Annotated in this window: 13 protein-coding genes; 7 read left to right on the top strand and 6 right to left on the bottom strand. The window is 62.2% G+C overall.

All coding sequences use genetic code 11. The features are described from left to right. The first annotated feature begins 15 nt into the window (after positions 1 to 15). From pyk to IPM54_37280, 3 genes are all read left to right on the top strand, one after another. Complete coding sequence (gene pyk / locus IPM54_37290; GenBank protein ID MBK9265429.1) at positions 16 to 1443, top strand: pyruvate kinase; 1428 nt, start codon at positions 16 to 18, stop codon at positions 1441 to 1443. Then, on the top strand, positions 1440 to 3431 hold the full coding sequence (locus tag IPM54_37285) for a protein kinase (GenBank protein ID MBK9265428.1): 1992 nt from the start codon (positions 1440 to 1442) through the stop codon (positions 3429 to 3431). The genes pyk and IPM54_37285 overlap by 4 nt, the downstream gene beginning before the upstream one ends. Positions 3432 to 3695: 264 nt before the next feature. After that, a complete protein-coding gene (locus IPM54_37280) occupies positions 3696 to 4643 on the top strand; it encodes a hypothetical protein (GenBank protein ID MBK9265427.1) in 948 nt (315 codons plus the stop codon). A 7-nt stretch (positions 4644 to 4650) separates the two neighbouring features. On the opposite strand, the gene IPM54_37275 is transcribed toward IPM54_37280, so the two are convergent. Both IPM54_37275 and IPM54_37270 read right to left on the bottom strand, forming a co-directional pair. Then, positions 4651 to 5235: a hypothetical protein gene (locus IPM54_37275; protein MBK9265426.1), complete on the bottom strand. Its 585-nt coding sequence runs from the start codon at positions 5233 to 5235 to the stop codon at positions 4651 to 4653. Positions 5236 to 5333: 98 nt separating this feature from the next. Then, positions 5334 to 6089 (bottom strand): methyltransferase domain-containing protein, encoded by a 756-nt coding sequence (locus IPM54_37270; GenBank protein MBK9265425.1) that lies wholly within the window; start codon positions 6087 to 6089, stop codon positions 5334 to 5336. Positions 6090 to 6216: 127 nt separating this feature from the next. On the opposite strand from IPM54_37270, the gene IPM54_37265 reads away from it, so the two are divergent. Further along, positions 6217 to 6717, top strand: a complete 501-nt coding sequence (locus IPM54_37265; protein ID MBK9265424.1) for a hypothetical protein — start codon at positions 6217 to 6219, stop codon at positions 6715 to 6717. Here the strand turns inward: IPM54_37265 and IPM54_37260 are convergent. After that, a complete protein-coding gene (locus IPM54_37260) occupies positions 6711 to 11567 on the bottom strand; it encodes a translocation/assembly module TamB domain-containing protein (GenBank protein ID MBK9265423.1) in 4857 nt (1618 codons plus the stop codon). The genes IPM54_37265 and IPM54_37260 overlap by 7 nt on opposite strands. 261 nt (positions 11568 to 11828) lie before the next feature. Between IPM54_37260 and IPM54_37255 the strand changes: the two genes are divergently transcribed. From IPM54_37255 to IPM54_37245, 3 genes are read left to right on the top strand one after another with little or no spacing between them, the layout of a single operon-like run. Continuing rightward, positions 11829 to 12491, top strand: a complete 663-nt coding sequence (locus IPM54_37255; GenBank protein MBK9265422.1) for a hypothetical protein — start codon at positions 11829 to 11831, stop codon at positions 12489 to 12491. A gap of 9 nt (positions 12492 to 12500) precedes the next feature. Then, the gene (locus tag IPM54_37250; protein ID MBK9265421.1) at positions 12501 to 14759 is read left to right on the top strand and encodes a serine/threonine protein kinase; all 2259 of its coding nucleotides are present in this window, start codon (positions 12501 to 12503) and stop codon (positions 14757 to 14759) included. A gap of 59 nt (positions 14760 to 14818) precedes the next feature. Continuing rightward, entirely contained in the window at positions 14819 to 16351 is a 1533-nt protein-coding gene (locus IPM54_37245; protein ID MBK9265420.1) for a tetratricopeptide repeat protein, read from the top strand. A 144-nt stretch (positions 16352 to 16495) separates the two neighbouring features. Here the strand turns inward: IPM54_37245 and IPM54_37240 are convergent, their stop codons facing one another. From IPM54_37240 to IPM54_37230, 3 genes are all read right to left on the bottom strand, one after another. Continuing rightward, a complete protein-coding gene (locus tag IPM54_37240; GenBank protein MBK9265419.1) occupies positions 16496 to 16981 on the bottom strand; it encodes a hypothetical protein in 486 nt (161 codons plus the stop codon). Between the two features lie 255 nt (positions 16982 to 17236). After that, on the bottom strand, positions 17237 to 17995 hold the full coding sequence (locus IPM54_37235) for a hypothetical protein (GenBank protein ID MBK9265418.1): 759 nt from the start codon (positions 17993 to 17995) through the stop codon (positions 17237 to 17239). Between the two features lie 140 nt (positions 17996 to 18135). After that, positions 18136 to 19449, bottom strand: a complete 1314-nt coding sequence (locus tag IPM54_37230; GenBank protein MBK9265417.1) for an NAD(P)/FAD-dependent oxidoreductase — start codon at positions 19447 to 19449, stop codon at positions 18136 to 18138. Positions 19450 to 19487: the final 38 nt, after the last annotated feature.

The following is a 19487-nucleotide window of genomic DNA, read 5'->3' as shown; positions in this document are numbered from 1 at the left end:
TGCCATGCTCCGACCGTGCATGTACGCCGCGCCAAGATCGTTTGCACCATCGGCCCTTCCTCGGAAGACAAGCCCGCCCTCGAGCAGCTCATTCGGGCGGGTATGGATGTTGCGAGGTTGAATTTTTCCCACGGCTCGCACGAAGAGCACGCTCGCCGGTTCCAAGCCGTGCGGGCAGCGGCCGAGGCCTGCGACAAACCCGTCGCCATCCTGCAGGACCTGTGCGGACCCAAGATTCGCGCCGGGCGCTTCGAGGGAGGAACGATGGACGTCCCAACGGACGCATCGATCGCCCTCGTGGAGGTTTCAAAAGAACAACCCTTCGCTGGACCGGGCGAAATGCCCGTCATGTACGAAGGGCTGTGTGAAGATTTGCAACCTGGCGACATCGTCCTCATCGACGACGGCCGCATGGTTTTGACCGTCACGAAAGTCGACGGCAGGCGAGTGCACGCGGCAGCGACACAAGGCGGACAACTTCGCGACCGCGTAGGCGTGAGCTTGCCGGCGCGTCGCATACGACTCGCATCGCTCACCGACAAGGACAAGGCCGACCTCTCCTTCGGCCTGTCGCTCGGCATCGATTACGTCGCGCTCTCGTTCGTGAAAACCGCCGATGACATTCGGCTCGTGCGCGACATTTGCGACGCTTGGGGCAGGCCCACGCCCATCGTTGCAAAAATCGAAACACCCGCTGCCGTCGAGAACCTCGAATCAATCATCCAAGCAACGGATGCCGTCATGGTGGCGCGCGGGGACCTTGGCGTTGAGTTCAACCCGGAACGAGTTCCGGTCATCCAGCGAGAGATCCTCGGTCTCGCACGCACGCATCAAAAACCCGTCATCGTTGCAACCGAGATGCTCCAGTCGATGGTCACGCAATCGCGTCCGACGCGCGCTGAAGCAAGCGACGTTGCAACGGCCGTCTTCGAAGGAACGGATGCCGTCATGCTTTCCGCGGAAACGGCGACGGGAGCTCATCCGCCGCTCGTCGCTCGCGTCATGAGCCGCATCATCACCGAGGCCGAGCAGAGTCAGTTTTTCCGTCCTCTGTCGAGCGAAATGCCCGGCAAGCGCGCGAACATCAACGAGTCCGTCGCACGCAATGGTTGTGACATCGCGCGAGACATCGGGGCGCGCGTCATCGTCGCGTTCACCGAATCGGGCAGCAGCGCCTTGTTTGCTTCCAAGCACCGTCCGGTCGTTCCGATCATCGCGTTTTCTCCGAACGCGGCCACACGCAGGCGCCTTGCGCTTTTGTGGGGCGTCGTCCCTTGGCCAATCGATAAAGTCACGAGCGCAGACGAGATGGTCGACCGGGCGAGCATGTTACTCTTGGCGCACGGATTCGTTTCTCCGGGTGACAAGTTCGTCGCCATCTTCGGCGCCCCCATCGGCGTCAGAGGCTCGACCAATTCCATCCGCGTCAAGGTCGTTGAATGACGGAACCCTCCGCGCTGCCTAGTCTTCCGCGGCTCGCGAAGTACGAGCTTCTCGAGGAGATCGGGCATGGCGGCATGGCCACGGTGTATCGCGCCCGGGACAAACGCCTCGGCCGCGATGTCGCCATCAAGATCATTCACAAACACCTTCGCGAAAACGTCGAGGTAGGAACTCGTTTCATCGCCGAAGCACGAGCCGCGGCCAAACTTCGACATCCGTGCATCGTCGAGGTGCACGACGTATCCGGCGATGACGACGCCGAGCGGTATCTCGTCGTCGAGCTTTGTCGCGGCACCACGCTTCGCAAGATCCTCGAGCGACACCGCGACATGCCCGCCGAAGTCGGTGCAGCCATCACGCTCGTTCTGTGTGACGCACTCGAACATGCCCACGCGTCCGACATCATTCATCGCGACGTCAAACCGGAAAACGTTCTCGTCGAGCTTCCGTCCGACCGCATATCGCGGCCCCAGTCACACGCATCTGCTGCGGACGACTCGGACGAATCATCCGGACCCGCATCGTCTCGCAGACCCATTTCAAAACGTTCTTCCGAGACAAACGACGAGAAAGCCGGTCCACGCCGCGTTTCCGCTCCGTCGTCGGATCTCGGAGTCATCATCAAGCTCACCGACTTTGGCATCGCCAAGATGCTCGATGCACAAGGCGTCACGTCGACGGGTCAGGTGCTCGGATCACCTGCGCACATGGCTCCCGAGCAAATCGAAGCTGGCGAGGTCGATGGACGCACTGATGTTTTTGCGCTCGGCGTGCTCATGTACGAGTGCCTCGTGGGGCACTTGCCGTTCGAGGGGAAAAACCCGGCACAGGTGTTGCGACGGGTGCTCGAAGGGTCGTATCCGCCGGCGGATCGCGAACGAAATACGGTAGGGGGTCGTTGGGCGCGCATCATCGACGGCGCGCTCGCACATCGTTTGGAAGAACGAACGGCGAGCCCCGCCAAACTCGCCGAACGTATTCGTGCGGAGCTCGACGCGCTGGGCATCAGCGATCCACGCGCTGAAATCGAAGCGTATTTTGCGGACCCTGACGAGTACGCTCGCAGTTTGCCCGGACGACTCGTCCCGCGTCTGCTCTCACGAGGTGAAGCCGCTCGGAAAGCTGGCGATGTCGTCGGCGCGGCCGATGACTTCAACCGTGCGCTGGCCCTTGCTCCTGATGATCAGAGCATTTTCAAGCGCGTGCGCGGTTTGCGTTCGAGCGCTGCGAGGCGTCGTATTGCGGCGCGTGTCGGCCTCGCTTTGGGTGTCGTCTGCGTGCTGGGCGGAGCGGCTTACGGGATAACGCGAGCACGCAAGCCTGACCTTGCGAAGGGCATTCTGGCCGATCGTCCGGACGAACAAGGCACGCCTCTCATCGCGCCTCGGACAAACGACCCAGAGCCCCCCGAGACAGCGTCGAGCGACGGGGCACCGTCGTCGACCGCGGAGCCCGTCGATTCGGCGGATAAACCGCGAAGCATTCGCGTCAAGCTGCCGATGCTGGCGTCCGCGATGCCGGCGAAGTCCGCGCCTCGAAAAGTGGCGTTCGTCATCACTCCACCAGGTGCGCAACTCACGCTCGATGGGAAGGTCGAGACGTGGTTTTCCCGCGTATTTACGTTGAAATCGGGACCGCATCCGGCGTCGGTGACCGTCGTGGGGTCGAAGTGCTGCGAGCCATTTCAAGGGTCGATCAACGTCGACCCACCGCCCGAGAACGAGCCTGATTCGATTCAGCGCATCCCCATTCGCCTGAAGCCTCTGCCCGCGACGGTATCGCTCAGCGGGGCCCCACCGAGCGCGCAACTCGTTTGCACCGACATCATGCTCACGGTGTTCACGGGCGGCACCAAGACCGTGCAGCTCGGAGATGTCACGTGGGACGGGCGCTGCCAGTTCATGCCTCCACCTCCCGGCGAACCAATGCGTAAAGCCGTGCGACTTCGTGCCGGCCAGCACAACGACGTGCCTTGGCCGCAGAAGTGAATCTTGCGGCGATTTGCGCATCGCGAACGTCGAAAACCGCTGCGATGCATCACGGCGCCCCACAGCGCTCAAATTCCGGTAGAAAGGGTTCCTCGGTTACCGGGAATGACGGCGCGAACTCGTCTGCACCAGGCTCAGCCCGGCGGATCTTGGGGGTTCGGGGCGAATGACGCCGTCGGATCCGAGGTGTGCCATGAGGATGCCGTCGTCGAGCGTTGCTCGAGTATGCGCCGTCGGGCCCATGGCTCTGTGACCAGGTTTGTCTTGTCCGTCATGGTCGGTTTCGCGCTGCTGCTCGAGGCCCGAACGGCGCGCGCTGACGACCTGCAACAGTTCGAGCTCGGTAAAACTCGGTTCAACGCAGGCGAGTACGACAGGGCTGCCGAGCGCTTCGCCACGATGCTCGATCCTACACAACCTCCGTGCCAATCGGTTCCGACGGACGTCACCTCCGCGTGCCGACTGACCGATCCCGATGTCATCGAACGCGCGCGGACGTTTTACGCGGCATCGCTCGTGGCGCTCGATCGCGTCGATGATGCCGATGCGCAAATCGCCGAGATTTTGAGGAAAAACCCTCAGTTTTCGCCCGACCCCGCCGCGTTTCCCCAGAAGGTGGTCGATCGTTTCACGATCGTGCGGGCCGAGCTTCGACAGGAGCTCGAGGCCGAGCAGGAGAAACGAGCGCAGAAGGAGCGTGAGCAACGGCTGGCCGCGGACCGCGCCAAGCAAGCCGAGGAGCGATGGCTCGCCGCAGTGCTTCGAGCCGCGTCCGAAGAACGGGTTGTCGTGAAAAACTCGCGGTACATCGCCGCGCTTCCTTTTGGGATCGGCCAGTTCCAGAACGGCAATCGATCGCTCGGTACGGCCTTGGCGATCTCGCAGTCGATTTTTGCGGCAACGAGCATCGCGGCGTCGGCGATGAACACGTACTACTTGAAGTACGGTTTGCCCGAGCAGACGGAAGCAGAGCGGCAGTTTTCAAAAAGCGGGCAGCTCATCTCCGGGCTCATCAACCAGATTTCCTTCGGCGCATTTGCCGCGTTGGCCGTCACCGGAATCGTGCAGGCGCAAGTCGCCTTCGTTCCCGAGAAGGTCGTCATACACAAGCGACCCGTTCCGCCCCGACCAACCGCGACGTCATTGCAGATCGTGCCGACGTTCGGTTTGTCTCCGAACATGGTGGGTGTGGGAGTTTCTGGGGTGTTTTGAAGGAGGTTTACCCCGACCCGTCTGCTGCTTCGTTGTGCTCGCGGCAGCTCGTGCGCGGCATCGTTCGGGCGCGAAACGAAATGCGACCACAGGTGCTGCACACGCAGAGGTTCTGCTCGTACAGCGTGCGATTCGACAAGATGTCGGCGACGAACAGGCCAAGCACGATGTCGCTCAGGGCATCGTCGCGACGGAGATGCGCGATCCACATGCCCGAGCCATTCGGCTCGATCGACTGCACTCGGCCCGATGCCTTTGCATGTTCGATGAACGTTTCGTCGGGGGGCGTTTGCAAGAGCCCTGCGAGCGTATGCACGACACGTGAACGCGCGCGACCGAGGATGCGATCGAGGAGCGTTCGCGATGCCGTTGCCGTTGAACCCGTGAGCGCATCGAGGAGCAACGTGCCTGCCATCGGCTCGGTGAGGTGAACTGGCCGCTCCATGCGTCCGGCGCGCACCAGGTACTCCTCGATCCAGTTGCGGATCTCGCGTGCGCCCATCGAACCAATTCCAATGCCCTCGACGAATGCCAAGGCGCCGATGAGAGCACCGCGATCGTTGCTTGTTCCGCCAGGAAGAGTCGGATTCACGTGCGGGGGAGAGCCGGCCATTGCAGTCCTTTCGGCACAACCAAGCGGTAAAAATAGCAGCGCTCGGGCCGTGTCGGATCGCGATGTCGCCGCGTGCCTCAAGCTTTCTCGAGCGCCGCGATCCAAAAGCCGCCGAAGTGACGCAGGGGCGAATCGCAAAGCGCACGTTCGGCGCGGTCGAGCACTCGACCAATGACCGGCAAACGCATCGCTATCGCGGCCGGGGTCACAATTCGGATGCCACGCGACGCGCGCAGGCGCAGCGCTCGAGGAACCATCGCGCTCACTTGGAATGGGCTGTCGAAACGCGTGTACACCGCGTTCTCTTTCGTCTTGTCGCTGATGGCGCCTGCAGGCAGCAGGTTCTTCACGAGCCCTCGCAGGCTGTATGGGTTGTAAAGCTCGATCACGACCGTTCCGCCCGGACGAACCACCCGCGACATTTCCGTGAGCGCGCGGTCGATGTCCCGCACGTGTGGCAGGACCTTGAACGAACACGCGACATCGAAGCTCGCGTCGGCGAACGGCAAGTCCGTTGCACTGCCGCGTGCGACGTCGAGGCCCCGTGCTCGCGCCTTCTCCAGCATGCCGTCGGACAAGTCGATGCCTTTGGCCGAACGGGCGAAGCGTGCGATGCGTTCGAGAAGCAGGCCCGTTCCGCAGCCGACTTCGAGCACGTCGCGATCCGTGCCGAACCGGCGCAAAAAGTCGATCTCGAGGTCATCGACGAGGTCGTGGTAGCCGCCCGGATCGCGTCCGCCCCGCTTGTCTTCGTACCGCGCAGCGAACTCGTCGTAATACGCGCGCGTAGCTTCCAAGTGTTCGTCGGTGTGCCCGGATGCGTGGCTGTCCATCTCGGCCGCGTTCTAACCTACGGAGGCCCGAGCGTCGACGTGCGAGGCCGTGACACGAACCTTTCGTCACCCTATGGAGGGGGCGTCCGCGTGTTTTGGAAATGATCACGACACAAGGAGAGGACTCATGAAACCCGGCGACCATCCCGACTTTTTCCGCTTTGCACCCCCGCCGGGGACATCGCGCGAAAGCACCATCGTGCTCGATCGTGAAGGCTCGTTTTGGCACGACGGAGTCCGTGTCGAACATGGTGCGCTCGAAGAAGCGCTTCATCGTTGGATCTCAAAGCATCCGGACGACGGCCGTCTCATCCTGACAAACGGTTACGACTGGTGTTATTTCCGCGCCGAAGGGACGCCGTACATCGTTCGAGCTTTGCGCGTTGCCGACGACGGACGCAGCGCAGAGCTCGTGCTCTCCGACGCCACCGACGAACCGCTCGATCCACGCAATCTGTGCATTGGTGATGAGGGTGTGGTGTTTGCCCGCGTCAAAGGCGGCAGCTTCGAGGCACGTTTTTCTCGGCACGCGCAAACGGCGCTCGCCCCACTGCTCGTATCCGCCGAACCGCCCGTCGTGAAGGTGGGAGACGTGCAAGCCGAGCTCGGATTTCGAGCGGTTCAGTAGCGGTACTGCCAAAGCAAGTCGAGACCCGAGCTCGGTTGCTGATTGACCCCGCCAAACCCGAACGATCCTCGCAAAGACCAGTTCCTGTAGAAGCGCCAATCGATGTTGATCTCGGTGCGATTGGTGCTGTCCGAAGGATCTTGCGTGCGAATTCCTTCGAGCCTCGCACCGTTCGGGATCCCCTCGTAACTCGCTTGGGCAGTCACCGTGTCGCCCAGCTCGTACATGACCGTCGTGCGAAGGCGTCCCGAGTCGGACGTGCCGACACGTGTCGACAAACCACGCAGCGGTGCGATCTGCGAAAGCATCGCGTTGATCTGCGTCGACGCGATCTCGCCTCCGACCACGTTTGCCGCTACGTCTGCTGCACTTGCAGAACCTTCCGTCGAGGTATCGTCGGTGCTGTCCGGCGTCTCGCCCGTGAGGATCATCGAAAAGATGTGTTGTTGCGGCATTGGCGGATCGGAGCGGAACCTCAGTTTCTGCTCGGTGATCGGCTTGAGCACGCCGGAGTAGTCGACGTAGACGCGGCTGCCGTTGGGGGCATCCCAGCGCGCGGTGAGATTGACGTAGGGGTTTCCCGTTTCTTCTTCGCGTAGCCGCACGAGACCTCGTTCGATCTCGAACTTCTTTCCAATGACTTCGACCGTGCCCTTCACGAGCTGAACGTCCCCCGACACGCGCGCCTCTTCACGCAACTCGATTCGCGGCGACGCGCCTTTGGGGCTCGTGAGCTTCACGTCGATGCCCGTGCCTTCGATGTGCAGCGTGCCGAGCTCGACGGTTGTAATCCACGCGAGCGCGCCACTTTGTCGAGCTTCCTTTTTCTTGCCCACCGGATGCGAAATCACGATGTCTGGATGCGGGTCGAGCGACTGCACCGCGCGCGAGCTGGATGCCGGCAGCGCGAGATGCATCTGCGGAATTTTCACGGCAAGGTGTACTTCTTGCGGCCGCTTTTCCGCCACGAGCGAGAGGTTTCCGTAGGCTTGTCCCAGTGGAACCCCTTCGAACGTGATGGGCAACGCTTCGCTCTCCCGGATCGAAAAGTCTGCCGTGGCAGTTCGGAATGACAAACCTTTCATCCTCGCCACCGCGGATCCATGGATTCGCCCGCTGATCCCTTCGGCCTGGATGTCGTCGAGTTGCAGTGCTCCACGCTCGCGCGACCTCAGCGAAAAGTGCGCATTTTTCAGCTCCTGGCCGATCTGCGGAATGTGAACGACTCCATCCACGAGCTCCATGTTCGCTTCGACGTGACCTTGCGATTCGTCTCCGTACATCGTCGACGCGACGTGCACGTGGCCATCGAGGCGTCCGTCGAGCCGTGAGAAGACGCCGTTGACCATGGGCTGCAAACTCGCGAGCCGGAAGCTATGCGCGACGATCGACATCCCCGCTGGCTTCAGATCGTCGATTTTCGGGACAAGCTCGTCCCAATTCACGCCGGCGTACGCCTTGACGTCGACGCGGCCGCCTTCTCGTCCCGCCAGCTCGATGTCGAGCGTGCCGTGCGACGTCGCCTTGGCATCCGTGCTTGGAACGATGTCCAAAAGGAGCGCCGCCCGCTCGAGCGACACTTCGTTGTTGATGCGTAGTGCCGGGACGTAGAGCTGCGCTCTCGCCGTTCGCTCGCCACCTTGTTGCGCGATCCGAATCGTCCCGCTCACGCTCGCATCGACGCCCCGCGCTGCGACGTACGGCAACCTTCCGACCGGCAAGCGCGTCAGCGTCGCCTGCGCGTCGAAGTTCGCTGCTGGACTTTCGCCACCGCGCAGAAGCGCCGGCACGTCGACGGCCGCGTCTCCAACGACGGACGCGATTTCGCGACCGTTGCGACGCACTTGCGCGACGATGCCGGCCTTCTTCGCCTTGTAGTTCGCCACGACATCTGCATCGACCGGCAGCGACCACTCGGTCGGGACACCTTTTTCGTCCACGTGCGCCCACCGCCACGCGGAAACGCGTGCGCTCATCGTCGGGTCGACCAGCGTGCCGCTGGCCGTCGCCGTCACGGCGAGATCTCCCTCGAAGGGCGGAAGTTTGTCGTGAACGAACGATGGCAAGCTGCGCAGCGACTTCACCGAGCGCCTGGGCATCGTGAACGACAGCTTCCCCTGCGACTGCGCGAGCGATTTCCCGCGGCGCTTCGGATCATCGACGATCGTGCGCAAGTCGAGGTCGACGTTGGCCGACAGCTCGCCAATTTTGTCGGTGTCCGACAGGACCACTTTGCCGGCCGTTGCTCCCGTCGCGCCGTCGAGACTCGCCGTCACCGCGACGTCCACGGAACGCGACTCCCAGCGAGGTTTGTCCTCACCAAACATTTGCGGGCCTGCGATGGTCAGGCCGCGTGTGCGCACGTCGAGCGATTTTACCGAGACAAACCGCTGACCCACCGGCCTTTCGACGGACAAGCTTGCATCCAGGAGACCGCCCACTTCGGTCAAGAGCAGCGCGATGGGCAGGCGTTTGGCGACGCAATCGAGCCGCGTGTCGAGCGCATCCACGCGTGCTCGGCCCGTCATTTTCGTCCACGTCGACGCCGCCAAGAGCGGGCCTTTCAGCGTTGCATCGGCTTCCGAAATGCGTACTTCGGCAATCGTTCCGTCGCACGCCGTCGCGGGGTCTTCCCCAGGTTTGGCGTGGTCGTCCAGCCGTACCGAAGCTTCGAGTGACGCGTGCTCGTCGTCGAACGTCGCGTTCACCGAAGCTGCCGCACCCGCAAGCTCGATCCCCGGCATGGGCGAGACCGTCGCGTCCTTCACTTGCACCCGCACGTGACCTTTGCGGCCGCGTTTCGTCCGTGCGAGCGACACGTCGACATCCGCAATGCCTCGCGTCCGTTTGCCCACGCCGATGAGCCGCCCGAGGCGCGAAAGATCGATGCCTTTGCCCGTGAGATTCCCGGTGACCTCTTGGTTCGCCACGACGAGCGTTCCACCGAGCGCACCGAGCCCCGGGCCTTCGAGCGACAGACCTCGCGCCGCAACGCTTCCTCGCTCGGCACGTACCTCCGTCACCTTGCCGTGCAGCTCTTCGCCGCCGCGCGATAACCGCAGCTCGACGTTGCGCACCGCCTTCGCCTTCGAATCCACACGCGCCGATGCACGCAGATCCTCGATGTCCCCACCTTCGAGATGCGCATCGATCGACGGCGTCGTGACCGGGCCTCTCGCACGCACGGTGACTCGATCGGCAGCATTCTCGCCCGCTCGCAACCGCTCACCCGTCACGAGCGCATCCATCTCCAGTTGGTTGAACGGCCCGCGAAGGTGCCCATCGATCCGCCCGTCCTCGAGCGACACCGCACCCTTTGCTGCAAGCGAATGGACCGTGCCTGCGACGCGTGCATCGAGCTCCGTACCGCCTCGCACGACACCTCGAACCCTCACACGACCGCTGCCCGAAAGCGGTCCTCCGAGCCGCGGCATCGCTTGAAGCGAGGCAATGTTCGATTCGGCCTCGAAGCGAATCAAATCTCGCCCTTCGATCACGAACGACCCCTGCGTCGGTGCACCAGGCTCGTGCAACGTCACGCGTCCCTCGAGCATGCCGTGATCGAAAACGGCATGCGCGTCGATCGCTGGCACGGGTTGCCCCTCGAGCTCCGTGGGATCGACCGAGGCGTCCACGACAAACCGCGGCGATGGGTTTGTCGAAAAGTGCACGCGTGCTCGGGCATCCACGCTCGTTGCGGGAAAATCCTCGCGGAACGCACGCGCATCGAGGTCCGTGGTGGTCACGTCGACCACGAGCTTCGGGCCGCCTCGAGCGTCGAGTTTGCCCGCGACGACGACCGACGCGGGCGGTTTATCCGCCGGCGTCACGTCGAGTCGCGCGTCGATGTCGTACGTCGGGTGCGTCCCCTCGATCGACGCACGAAGCGACGTTCGTTCCTGGATGGGAAGACCAGGCACGAGTTTGACCAAGTCCGCCGGCTCCGTGCGCGGCAGCTCGATGGATGCCGAGGTGGTGCTTCCGTCGAGACTCCAGCGCGCGGTGAGGTCGATGTTTCCAGCTTGCCCAGAAAGGCCCGCCCACATTCGCGGCGGCTTGGGCGGTACTGGTGGCCCACTCGGGTTTGGCGTCGCGAAGTCGATGTGCAGGCGATACTCGGCATTTCCCGCCAACTGCGCGGGCAAAATTCCGCGCTCCACGAGCTGCGTTGGCTCCACGTCGACGGTGAGTTTGTCCGGGCCGATCCGGACGGATCCTACGAGCTGCGTCACGTCGCCATCGAGCATTCGTGGGGCCGTCACGTTGCCGTGAACCCACGCGTGGCCAATCTCGATTCGCTCGAACGCGATTGCGGTTTTTCTCGGTTTTGCTGCTTTCGGCTTGGGTGGTGTCGTCGTTGGCTTGCGAGCTCGTGGCGAAAATGTTCTTGCGATACCGAGGTGCCCGTCCTCACCGTGCGAAACGAGCACTTCGCCATCCTCGATGCGCACCAGTGGAAACGTGAGCATCGTGTTTCCGTCGATGAATTCTCGTGCGAACCCGACGAGATCCACGCGCGCAGTGACGCCGGATGCTCGAATCGTTTGGCGTCCCAAGGGATCGATCGCCACGACAGAACGGATCTTGATCTCGTGCAAGCTCAACTGATCGAGCTCTTCGACGACGACTCGGCCCTCGAGGGTGTTGGCGAGCACGCGATTGGCCGTGTGTTTCGCGATGCGTCGCAGCGGCGGCAAATTCATGTGCAGGCCCAGCGACAGCAACACGGAAAACGCGAACACCGCGCTCAATCCAAGCGTGGCCAGGATGGTCCCGAACGTTCGCCGAAGCCGCCTCCGTTTGGGAGGCGGCGCGACCTGTTCATCGGCAGTCGTTCTCTCGGGCGCCACGCCGTCAGCATAGCGAAAACGCGTGCCGCGCACCTGAACAGTAGGCCGCTATTTGCGCGTATTTTCCGCCGAATGCATGCTCGGTTGAATGGCGGCTGTGCCCGCCGTCGACGCGCGCAGTCATGGCCGAATGCCATGCATGGGAGCTCATGCGTGAGGCGCGTGACTCCATCCCCCGAGTTTTTCGACCGTCATTGCACGATTGCCGCGCGGCTCTTGCGCCCGCGCCCGTATGTCTGCGAAGGTTCTAACCCCAACCTTATGCCCAAGCCCGATCCCCGCGTCCTCGCTCGCGTCGCTGGCAGCTACCTCAAGGAGCACCCGGAGGAAATTGTCCGCGCACTCCGCGGCGCTGTTCGTCTGCGTGCCGGCATCCCCATGGATGCGCTGCGCTACCTCGCGCGTGAGTTTCTTCCCGACAGCAAAAAAGTCCCGAAGGACATCAGCATCGAAGCTTCGCCTCCGGGCCTTCGTTTGACCGCGACGGTCGATGCGATGGGCACGCCCGTGCGCGCAACGCTCGTGCTGCATGTCGAAGAGATCGCGATCTCGACGTCCGAGATGCGTATTGCGGTGCGAATCGAAGGTTTGTCCCTGACGGTGCTGGGTGATTCGGCTTCGCCGCTTGCGGGTCTGTTGAAGTCCGGCGCGCTCGATCTCTCCAAGCCGGGTAACCTCGTCGCGTTCATGCCCAAGCGTCCCCCGATGCTCATCGATGCGAAAGACGATCGCATCGTGCTCGATTTGATGAAGGTGCCAAAGCTCGCGGAAAACCCGATGGTTCGTCGTTACCTACCGGTGCTCGTGCCGATCGTGGGTATCCGCGCGATTCGCACCAAGGACGACCATCTCGACATCCACCTCAAAGCCGACATCAGCGGTGTGCCGCAGGCGATTGCAGCTGCACGCCAACCGAATCTCTAAACGGAACGAATGCCTTTGCCCTCACGGCAAGATCCGACCGCGCTCACTTTCAAGGTTCTCGCCGAGATCGCGGACGGCGAGACGGCGACGGTGGAGCTGTGTCGAGTCACGGCAGGACCCGCAGAAGGGCGACTCGTTGCCGTCAAACGCCTTCATCCGCACCTCGCGAGCGATCCCGCATTCGTCGATCAATTTCGTGACGAGATGTGGATGACCGCGGCGCTTCGTCATCCGAACATCGTGGAAGTGGTGGGTTGGGGGAGCGACGATCGCGGCTTGTACTTGGCCGTCGAGCTCGTTCAAGGCGTGTCGCTCGCGCGTCTCATGAAGACCATCTTCGACACGGGCGAAGCGTTCACCGAACGTATGGTCGTGTTCATTTTGCGCCAGATTTGCCGAGGTCTCGTCAAGGCGCATGCGCTGAAATCACCGCAGGGCGAGCCGCTCAATTTGGTTCACCGCGACCTCACGCCGGGCAACGTGCTGTGTTCGTTTCAAGGGGACGTGAAGATTGCCGACTTTGGTCTGGCCAAGGCCAAGCAGCGCCTCACGAAAACGCTCACAGGCATGGTCAAGGGCCAGCTCGAGTACATCTCGCCCGAGCAAGCTCTGGGCAGAGAAGTCGACGCTCGCGCCGACATCTTCTCGCTGGGCGTGACCATGTTCGAGCTCTTCGCCGGCCGCCGTCCATGGGCTGCATCGAACGACATGGAGCTCGCGAATCTCCTCATGACTGCGCCGCCGGCAGATCTGTTCAAGATTCGTCCGAAGATCCATCGCGAGCTCGTCGACATCGTCAACAAGTGCCTCGAAAAGGATCCGAAAAGGCGCTTTCACTCGGTCGCCGAGATCCTCGCGCGCTTCGACGAATGGCTCTCCGCGCACGGCTACATGGAAGACAACGAGGAGGCGCTCGGAAGGTTCGTCCGGCGAAACTCCATGCGCCAAATGGGTTGGTTCGAACGGGCCACGACGGCGAATCCATCGGATCCCCAGGGCAAACTTCTCGGTTTGTTGCCGAGCCCGTCCATTCCTTCGCTGAAGAGCGCGCCGCCTCCGCCGAACGAATCGGCCCCTGCGACGGCGCGAGCGGCCGTGCCCAAACCCGTTCCGGTGCCGCCGAAGCCGGCAATTGCACCGAAGGCAGCGCCCAAACCGCGCAGCGATTCCGAAGCGACCGCGGCCGAGGGCAAAGGGGCGCTTGCGAGGATTGCGAATTATTCAGGGGCGCCTCGCATCACCGAGGTCCAAGAAGCGCGCGACAGCGACACCGATTGGGGCGAGGAGATCCCGACGCTCGTCAAGGGAACGCCCGAACAAATTGCGCGCCTGCGTCAAGCTCATCGCGAGGGAAAACCATTTGATCCCAAAGCGATTGCGGGACACGTCGTTCGTCCCGATCCGCTCGACGAACCCACCTCGAAGGACGGACAAACCGCGGTCGACGTCGTCCTTCGGGCGAAGCGATCGCCCGACGAGGAAGTCCTCGAAGACCCGACGGCGCCGATCGGTGACTTGTTACGAAAAGTTCGTGAGGGGCGAGCTGGTCCTTCCGAACCTCCTCCAAGTCCGCTGACGACACGAAGTGCTGGTTCTGCGCCGCCAGTGCCGGATCCTGGCGCCGAAGAGCGCATCAAGACCGAAGCCGAACGCCTTGCGATCGAAGCCGTGCGTCTTGGTGAAGAGGTCAAGGCGGCGTATGCACGTGCGGAGCGCAAAGCCGCGCTGGCCAAGGCCATTGGAGAAGCTGCGACGATTGCATCGGACGCCCTCCGGCTTGGACCCACGAGCGGCCTCCTCGAGGCGCAGCGCAAACTCGACATGGCGCTCGCCATCGAGCGAACGGCACGCGCCAACGATGCCGCTGCTGCATCGGGAACGAGCGCGCCACCGCCGCCTCTCGTAGCCATTGCCGCGCCGCCCGTTCCTCCGCCTGCGCCTGTCGTCGCCCCGCCTGTCGTCGCCCCGCCTGTCGCTGCCCCGCCAGTGGCTCCTCGTCCAGCAAATCCGGCGCTCATCCCGTCCGCGCCTCCTGTGCCGAGCTTTGGTTCGGGTCCTCGAACGCTTCCGACGGGTGCGGCAAGGCCCGAACCGGATGCTCTTCGCGGATCGGATCGTCATGCGCTGGCGGCGCCTGCGGCCGAAGCAGATGCATCGATGAAGGAGCTTCGTCCGACGGCGTTGGGATTGCCGTTGCCGGTGGTTCTCGTCATCGCGGTGGGTGTGGTCGGACTGATTCTGCTCGTGCTCTTCATCGGCTTTGGATGATCTCGCGGCTCGTCCTTCTGCCTTGATTTCATCGTCGCGGCTTCGCTACCGTGGACGCGATGAGCAAAGGCAATAAAGAAGAGTGGGTCGTCATCGGCCTCGACGCCAAATTGTCCCGACGGCAGGGCATGCCCGCGCAATTGCCCATTCCCAAGAGCGAGTTCGAGGGGTTGGCGGACAAAGGCCTTTCCATCGACAACGCCCGCAAGTGGATCAAGGCATTTTTGAACGATTCGCCCATGGGCCAGGACCACAACTGGCGCAAGAAAAACAGCCAGCTCGTGATGTCGCTCGAGGTGTTCCTCGACAAGGCTCCGCTGCTCGATCGCGCGCAGAAGGGGTTTCAGGAAAAGGACTTCGAGAAGGCCGTCTCGGCGCTGAAGCGTATTGCGTCGATGGATCCCGACGATCATGCATCTCGGCTGAATTTGGGCGCCGCGCTCGTCAATGTTCGAGATTACCCCGGCGCGCTCAAGGTGTTTCAGCAGATCCGAAAAACCTTCGATGGGGATGCCGACTATCACGTGGGATTGGGCCAGCTCCACGCCACGATGGGCAACAAGGACGAGGCGACGAACGAGTTTGTCTTGGCGCTCGAGGCCAAACCCGATTGCCAACCGGCGCTCGATGCTCTCGTGACGCTGGGCGTGCTCGTGCCGGTTTATGAAAATCCGCGCGATGCAGCGTCGCTGACGTATGTCCGTTCCGACAAGGTCGAAGAGTACCTGGCCAGTGTTTGGGACGCCGAAGCGCGTGACGTGGCGTTTTACTTGGAACAATTGGCGTATCACGAGCGCGAGGCACGTCCGCGGATCGTGCTCGCTTTGGCCGAGCGGATTTTGAAGGCATCACCGGATGCGGTTGCGGCGGAGAGGGCCGAGCTTGCGAAGATCGCGGCGCTTCGGGACCTTGGGCAAGTGGGCGATGCGCTGGCGGCAGCCAAGGCGTATGCGGAGCGAGCTCCGAAGTCGGCTGGGGCGCAAGTCGAGGTGGGGCGGTGTCTTTTGGTAGGCGGGCAGGCCAATGAGGCTCGGGCGGCATTCGATGCGGCGCTCGCCATCGATCCGGGTGACTTGATGGCATTGCAGCTCAGGTATTGGCCTGCGGATGCGCAAACGAACATCCAGGCGGTGGCGGATGCCATTCCGGCGTTGCAGGCATTTGCCGAAGCGCATCCGAATTCGGCGGGCGCGTGGCGATCTCTGGCGCGAGCCAAATGGGCATCGGGGGCGAAAGAGGAAGGCGTCGAGCTTTTCCGCAAAGCCGTGGATCTCACGCCCGCGGATGACGACGTTCGCGCTGAGCTCTGGAACCAACTTGGTAATTTGCAGCAGTATCAGCAAATCATCGAAGATGCTTCCAAGATCGAAAACATGAACAAGCGCGATTGGAAGCTGCGGTGGAACGAAGCCGAAGCCTATTTGGGTCTCGGCCGAAAGCTCGAAGCGCGCGGTGCATTCACGGCCATCAATTTCGATGAATCGCTGCACGTGGACATTCGGAAGCGGGCGAAACGCGCCGTCAGGTCAATCGACGAGGGAATGACGCTTTCGGGGCCCACGGCACCGCCCGAAGGCACGCCAGCGGCGTAGCGGCCATTCAGCTTGGAATAAGGCCAAATCGGGGGGTATGGGGGGCCGAGCCTCGGACCCCCCATCGTAAACAAGGCCTCGCGAAGCGCGCGTCCCACGCGCGCGTAGCGAGCATTCAAATCCAGGCCCGGCATCAGAAACCATTCATTCATCCATCATCGCCTGGCCTGCCGCCTGAGATTGCACTGGGCCATAAATCGAACCAATGAGCGCGCCGAATGCAAGGTTCGATACGACAAACCCAATGACGCCCATGGCGCCATGATTGGCCATGAAGAATCCCGGTGATTGCATGGTTTCCGGGATCAAAGGGTGCACGTTGTCGATGAGGCCCAACATGAGACCCTGGATCGCCACGGGGACGAGCGACACCAGGACACCGGTCATCGCGTCCGCCCGGTGTGTCATCGTCTCGAATGTCGCGCCATAGACGATACCGGCGAGACCGCAAGCGAGCATCAGTGCGACAAACCCTGCAAACCAAGCCGCGCCGCTCGGACCATTCCCCGGCATCGTACCGAGCACCATGGGCAGATCGGCTCCGCCTCCGAGTGCTCGCGCGGCGGACATGACGAGTACCATGAGCGCCCCCGCAATGATGCCCGCAACGAATGCTTTCTTGATATTCATCGCGCCCCCCATCCACGGCCCGACCGACCGGGCGTGACGGCTGGGTAGCGGCAATCGCGATGCCAAGCGAACGCGGCCCGCGAGGGGTATGATCGCGAAGATTTCTTGCTTTACCGGGATCGGCGATTGGAAAAAATCGCCCTGAAAAGTTCGCTCTGGGCGCTCGCTGCGCAGGCATGAGCAACACGTGCGCACTCGTCACGTCGTGCAGGCGTGCGCCCTATCGTCTTTCAACGGAGCGGGATCATCGTCTCATCACGATCCCGGATCATTTACGCATGCATCATACGCCGTCGGACACAACGAACTCACGCACGTGTAGCAGGTCCCCGACAATTGTCCGAAGTCGCAGATATCACCCACGTCGCCACACGAGGCGCTGCAATCAACGTCGCACGCGCACTGGTACACAGCCGCGAATGTCGCATTCGACGATGCGCATAGGGTGCCGCTGCTTTGGTCGTACATGAAATCGAGGCAAGGCACGCACGGCTCGGCCGGGCAATCCAGCGGATCGGTACCTTCGGCACAAAATCCAGACCCCTCGGGCTCGTCGCAGAATCCGTCGCCCGCCGTGGGGCAGGTGGGCAGCATGCAATCCTTCGCGTCGGTGCCCTTCGCGCATGTTCCGTCGCCTGCCGGAGCCGGTTCATTGCATATCCCATTGTCCACGGTGGCGCATGCCGGCGGCGGCTTGATGCACGTGTTGAGGTCGACTTCCTCATTATAACAAACCGACGTGTCGAAAAGCCCGTCGCTGCACGTGCCCTCGGCGTTCAGACAAGTGAGATACGTCTGGTAGGGGTCTCTGCAATCGGCGCCCTGAGCCTTGTCCTCGAGGTTGATCATGTCATCGAGACACGTTGCGCTTTCGGAATCCGTGCATTTGTTGCATTCGCACTGGGCCGTGCAGAACTTCTGTTGCGGTGTCAGCGTCTCCGTTTCGCAAGCGGCAAACGTGAAGCCGGAGAGGAAAAGCAGCACCATGCCATGGAACAAGCGTTTGTGGATCATGGGAAGCTCCGCAAAAGGACGTAAACGCAAAACCCTCGGCGCCTATGACCGAGAAGCTGCTCACGCGCAAAACGCGAGCATAATGCTAGGCTATCACGGTAACGATTCGGCGTCTAGCACGCCGTTCAGTTTGATCCCAATCATGACTCGGCTGCGCTTTTGCGCGCGTCGGCACGTTCCACATTGCCCGTAATGAGCCGTGCGCCACGTTCATAGGTCACGTACGAGTATGCCCAATCGAACAACACCACCAATCGATTTCGGAAACCAATCAAAAAAACGATGTGAATGAGCATCCACGCGAGCCAAGCCACGAGCCCCGAAAGCTGCAAACGTCCGAGGTCCGCAACCGCCGAAGCTCGGCCAATCGTCGCAAGCGATCCACGATCATCGTACCGAAACGCAAGACGCGGCTCCTTCGACAAACTCCGCTCGATGTTCCGAGCAACATGCCGCGCTTCTTGAATCGCCGCAGGCGCCACGCCAGGCACGACCACGCCGTCGTGATCAAAGGACGCAAGATCCCCGATGACGAACACCTCGGGATGCCCCGGTACGGACAAATCGGGCTCCACCTTCACGCGACCCGCTCGATCCACCGGCGCTCCGAGCATTCTTCCAAGAGGCGATGCCTGTACGCCCGCAGCCCATAACACGGTTTTCGTCGAAATTTTTTCCGCTCCAATGGACACCGAATTCTCGTCGATGTGCGTGACGAGCGCCTTCGTCTGCACTTGAACACCGAGCGATTCGAGCTGTCGCTTCGCTTTGTGCGACAAATAAGAAGGATAGGTCGGCAAAACGCGATCGACCCCTTCGAGCAATATCACGCGCGCCGACGCCGGATCGATCGATCGAAAATCCCCCGCAATGGTGCGATGCGCGAGCTCCACAAGCGTCCCCGCAAGCTCCACACCCGTCGGACCTCCACCAATGACGACGAACGTGAGCCACGCTTTTTTCTCCTCTGCATCCCCGCAACATTCCGCTTGCTCGAATGCAAGAAGGACGCGCTTTCGCATTTCGAGCGCATCTTCGAGGCTCTTCAATCCAGGGGCCACGCGTGCCCATTCGTCGTGACCAAAATACGAATGACTCGCGCCCGTCGCCAATATCAAATAATCATACGCCATGTCGCCAATCGTCGTCGTCACCTTGCGCTGCGCGGGCAAAATGCCCGTCACTTCCCCGAGCAGCACGCGCACATTTCGCTGGCTCCTGAGCACTCGGCGAATGGGAACCGCAATCTGTGGCGGATTCAAGCCCGCCATCGCGACTTGATAAAGCAAAGGTTGGAATAGGTGGTGGTTTTTCCGGTCGAGCAGCGTAATGCGAACCGGCGCCTTGCGTAATGCTTTGGCCGCATTCAAGCCGCCAAACCCCCCGCCCACGATGATTACGTGCGGCTCATGCTCGGGATCGAGTCTTCCTCCCGCAGCATCGGCCTTTTGCATACCCGCCGACACATGCAGGATTCAAACCGCAATCCCGC

It is taken from the genome of Polyangiaceae bacterium (assembly GCA_016715885.1).
In the GTDB taxonomy this organism is placed as follows: Bacteria; Myxococcota_A; Polyangia; order Polyangiales; family Polyangiaceae; genus Polyangium.
The sequence above is the reverse complement of the archived record's forward strand: the minus strand, read 5'-3'. Positions and strand labels throughout refer to the sequence as shown.

Bases quoted from the DNA above. Each gene is read 5' to 3' on its own strand.
- IPM54_37285 (MBK9265428.1), top strand. From the start codon at position 1,440: ATGACGGAACCCTCCGCGCTGCCTAGTCTTCCGCGGCTCGCGAAGTAC.
- IPM54_37270 (MBK9265425.1), bottom strand. From the start codon at position 6,089: ATGGACAGCCACGCATCCGGGCACACCGACGAACACTTGGAAGCTACG.
- IPM54_37265 (MBK9265424.1), top strand. From the start codon at position 6,217: ATGAAACCCGGCGACCATCCCGACTTTTTCCGCTTTGCACCCCCGCCG.
- IPM54_37255 (MBK9265422.1), top strand. From the start codon at position 11,829: ATGCCCAAGCCCGATCCCCGCGTCCTCGCTCGCGTCGCTGGCAGCTAC.
- IPM54_37250 (MBK9265421.1), top strand. From the start codon at position 12,501: ATGCCTTTGCCCTCACGGCAAGATCCGACCGCGCTCACTTTCAAGGTT.
- IPM54_37245 (MBK9265420.1), top strand. From the start codon at position 14,819: ATGAGCAAAGGCAATAAAGAAGAGTGGGTCGTCATCGGCCTCGACGCC.
- IPM54_37240 (MBK9265419.1), bottom strand. From the start codon at position 16,981: ATGAATATCAAGAAAGCATTCGTTGCGGGCATCATTGCGGGGGCGCTC.
- IPM54_37235 (MBK9265418.1), bottom strand. From the start codon at position 17,995: ATGATCCACAAACGCTTGTTCCATGGCATGGTGCTGCTTTTCCTCTCC.
- IPM54_37230 (MBK9265417.1), bottom strand. From the start codon at position 19,449: ATGCAAAAGGCCGATGCTGCGGGAGGAAGACTCGATCCCGAGCATGAG.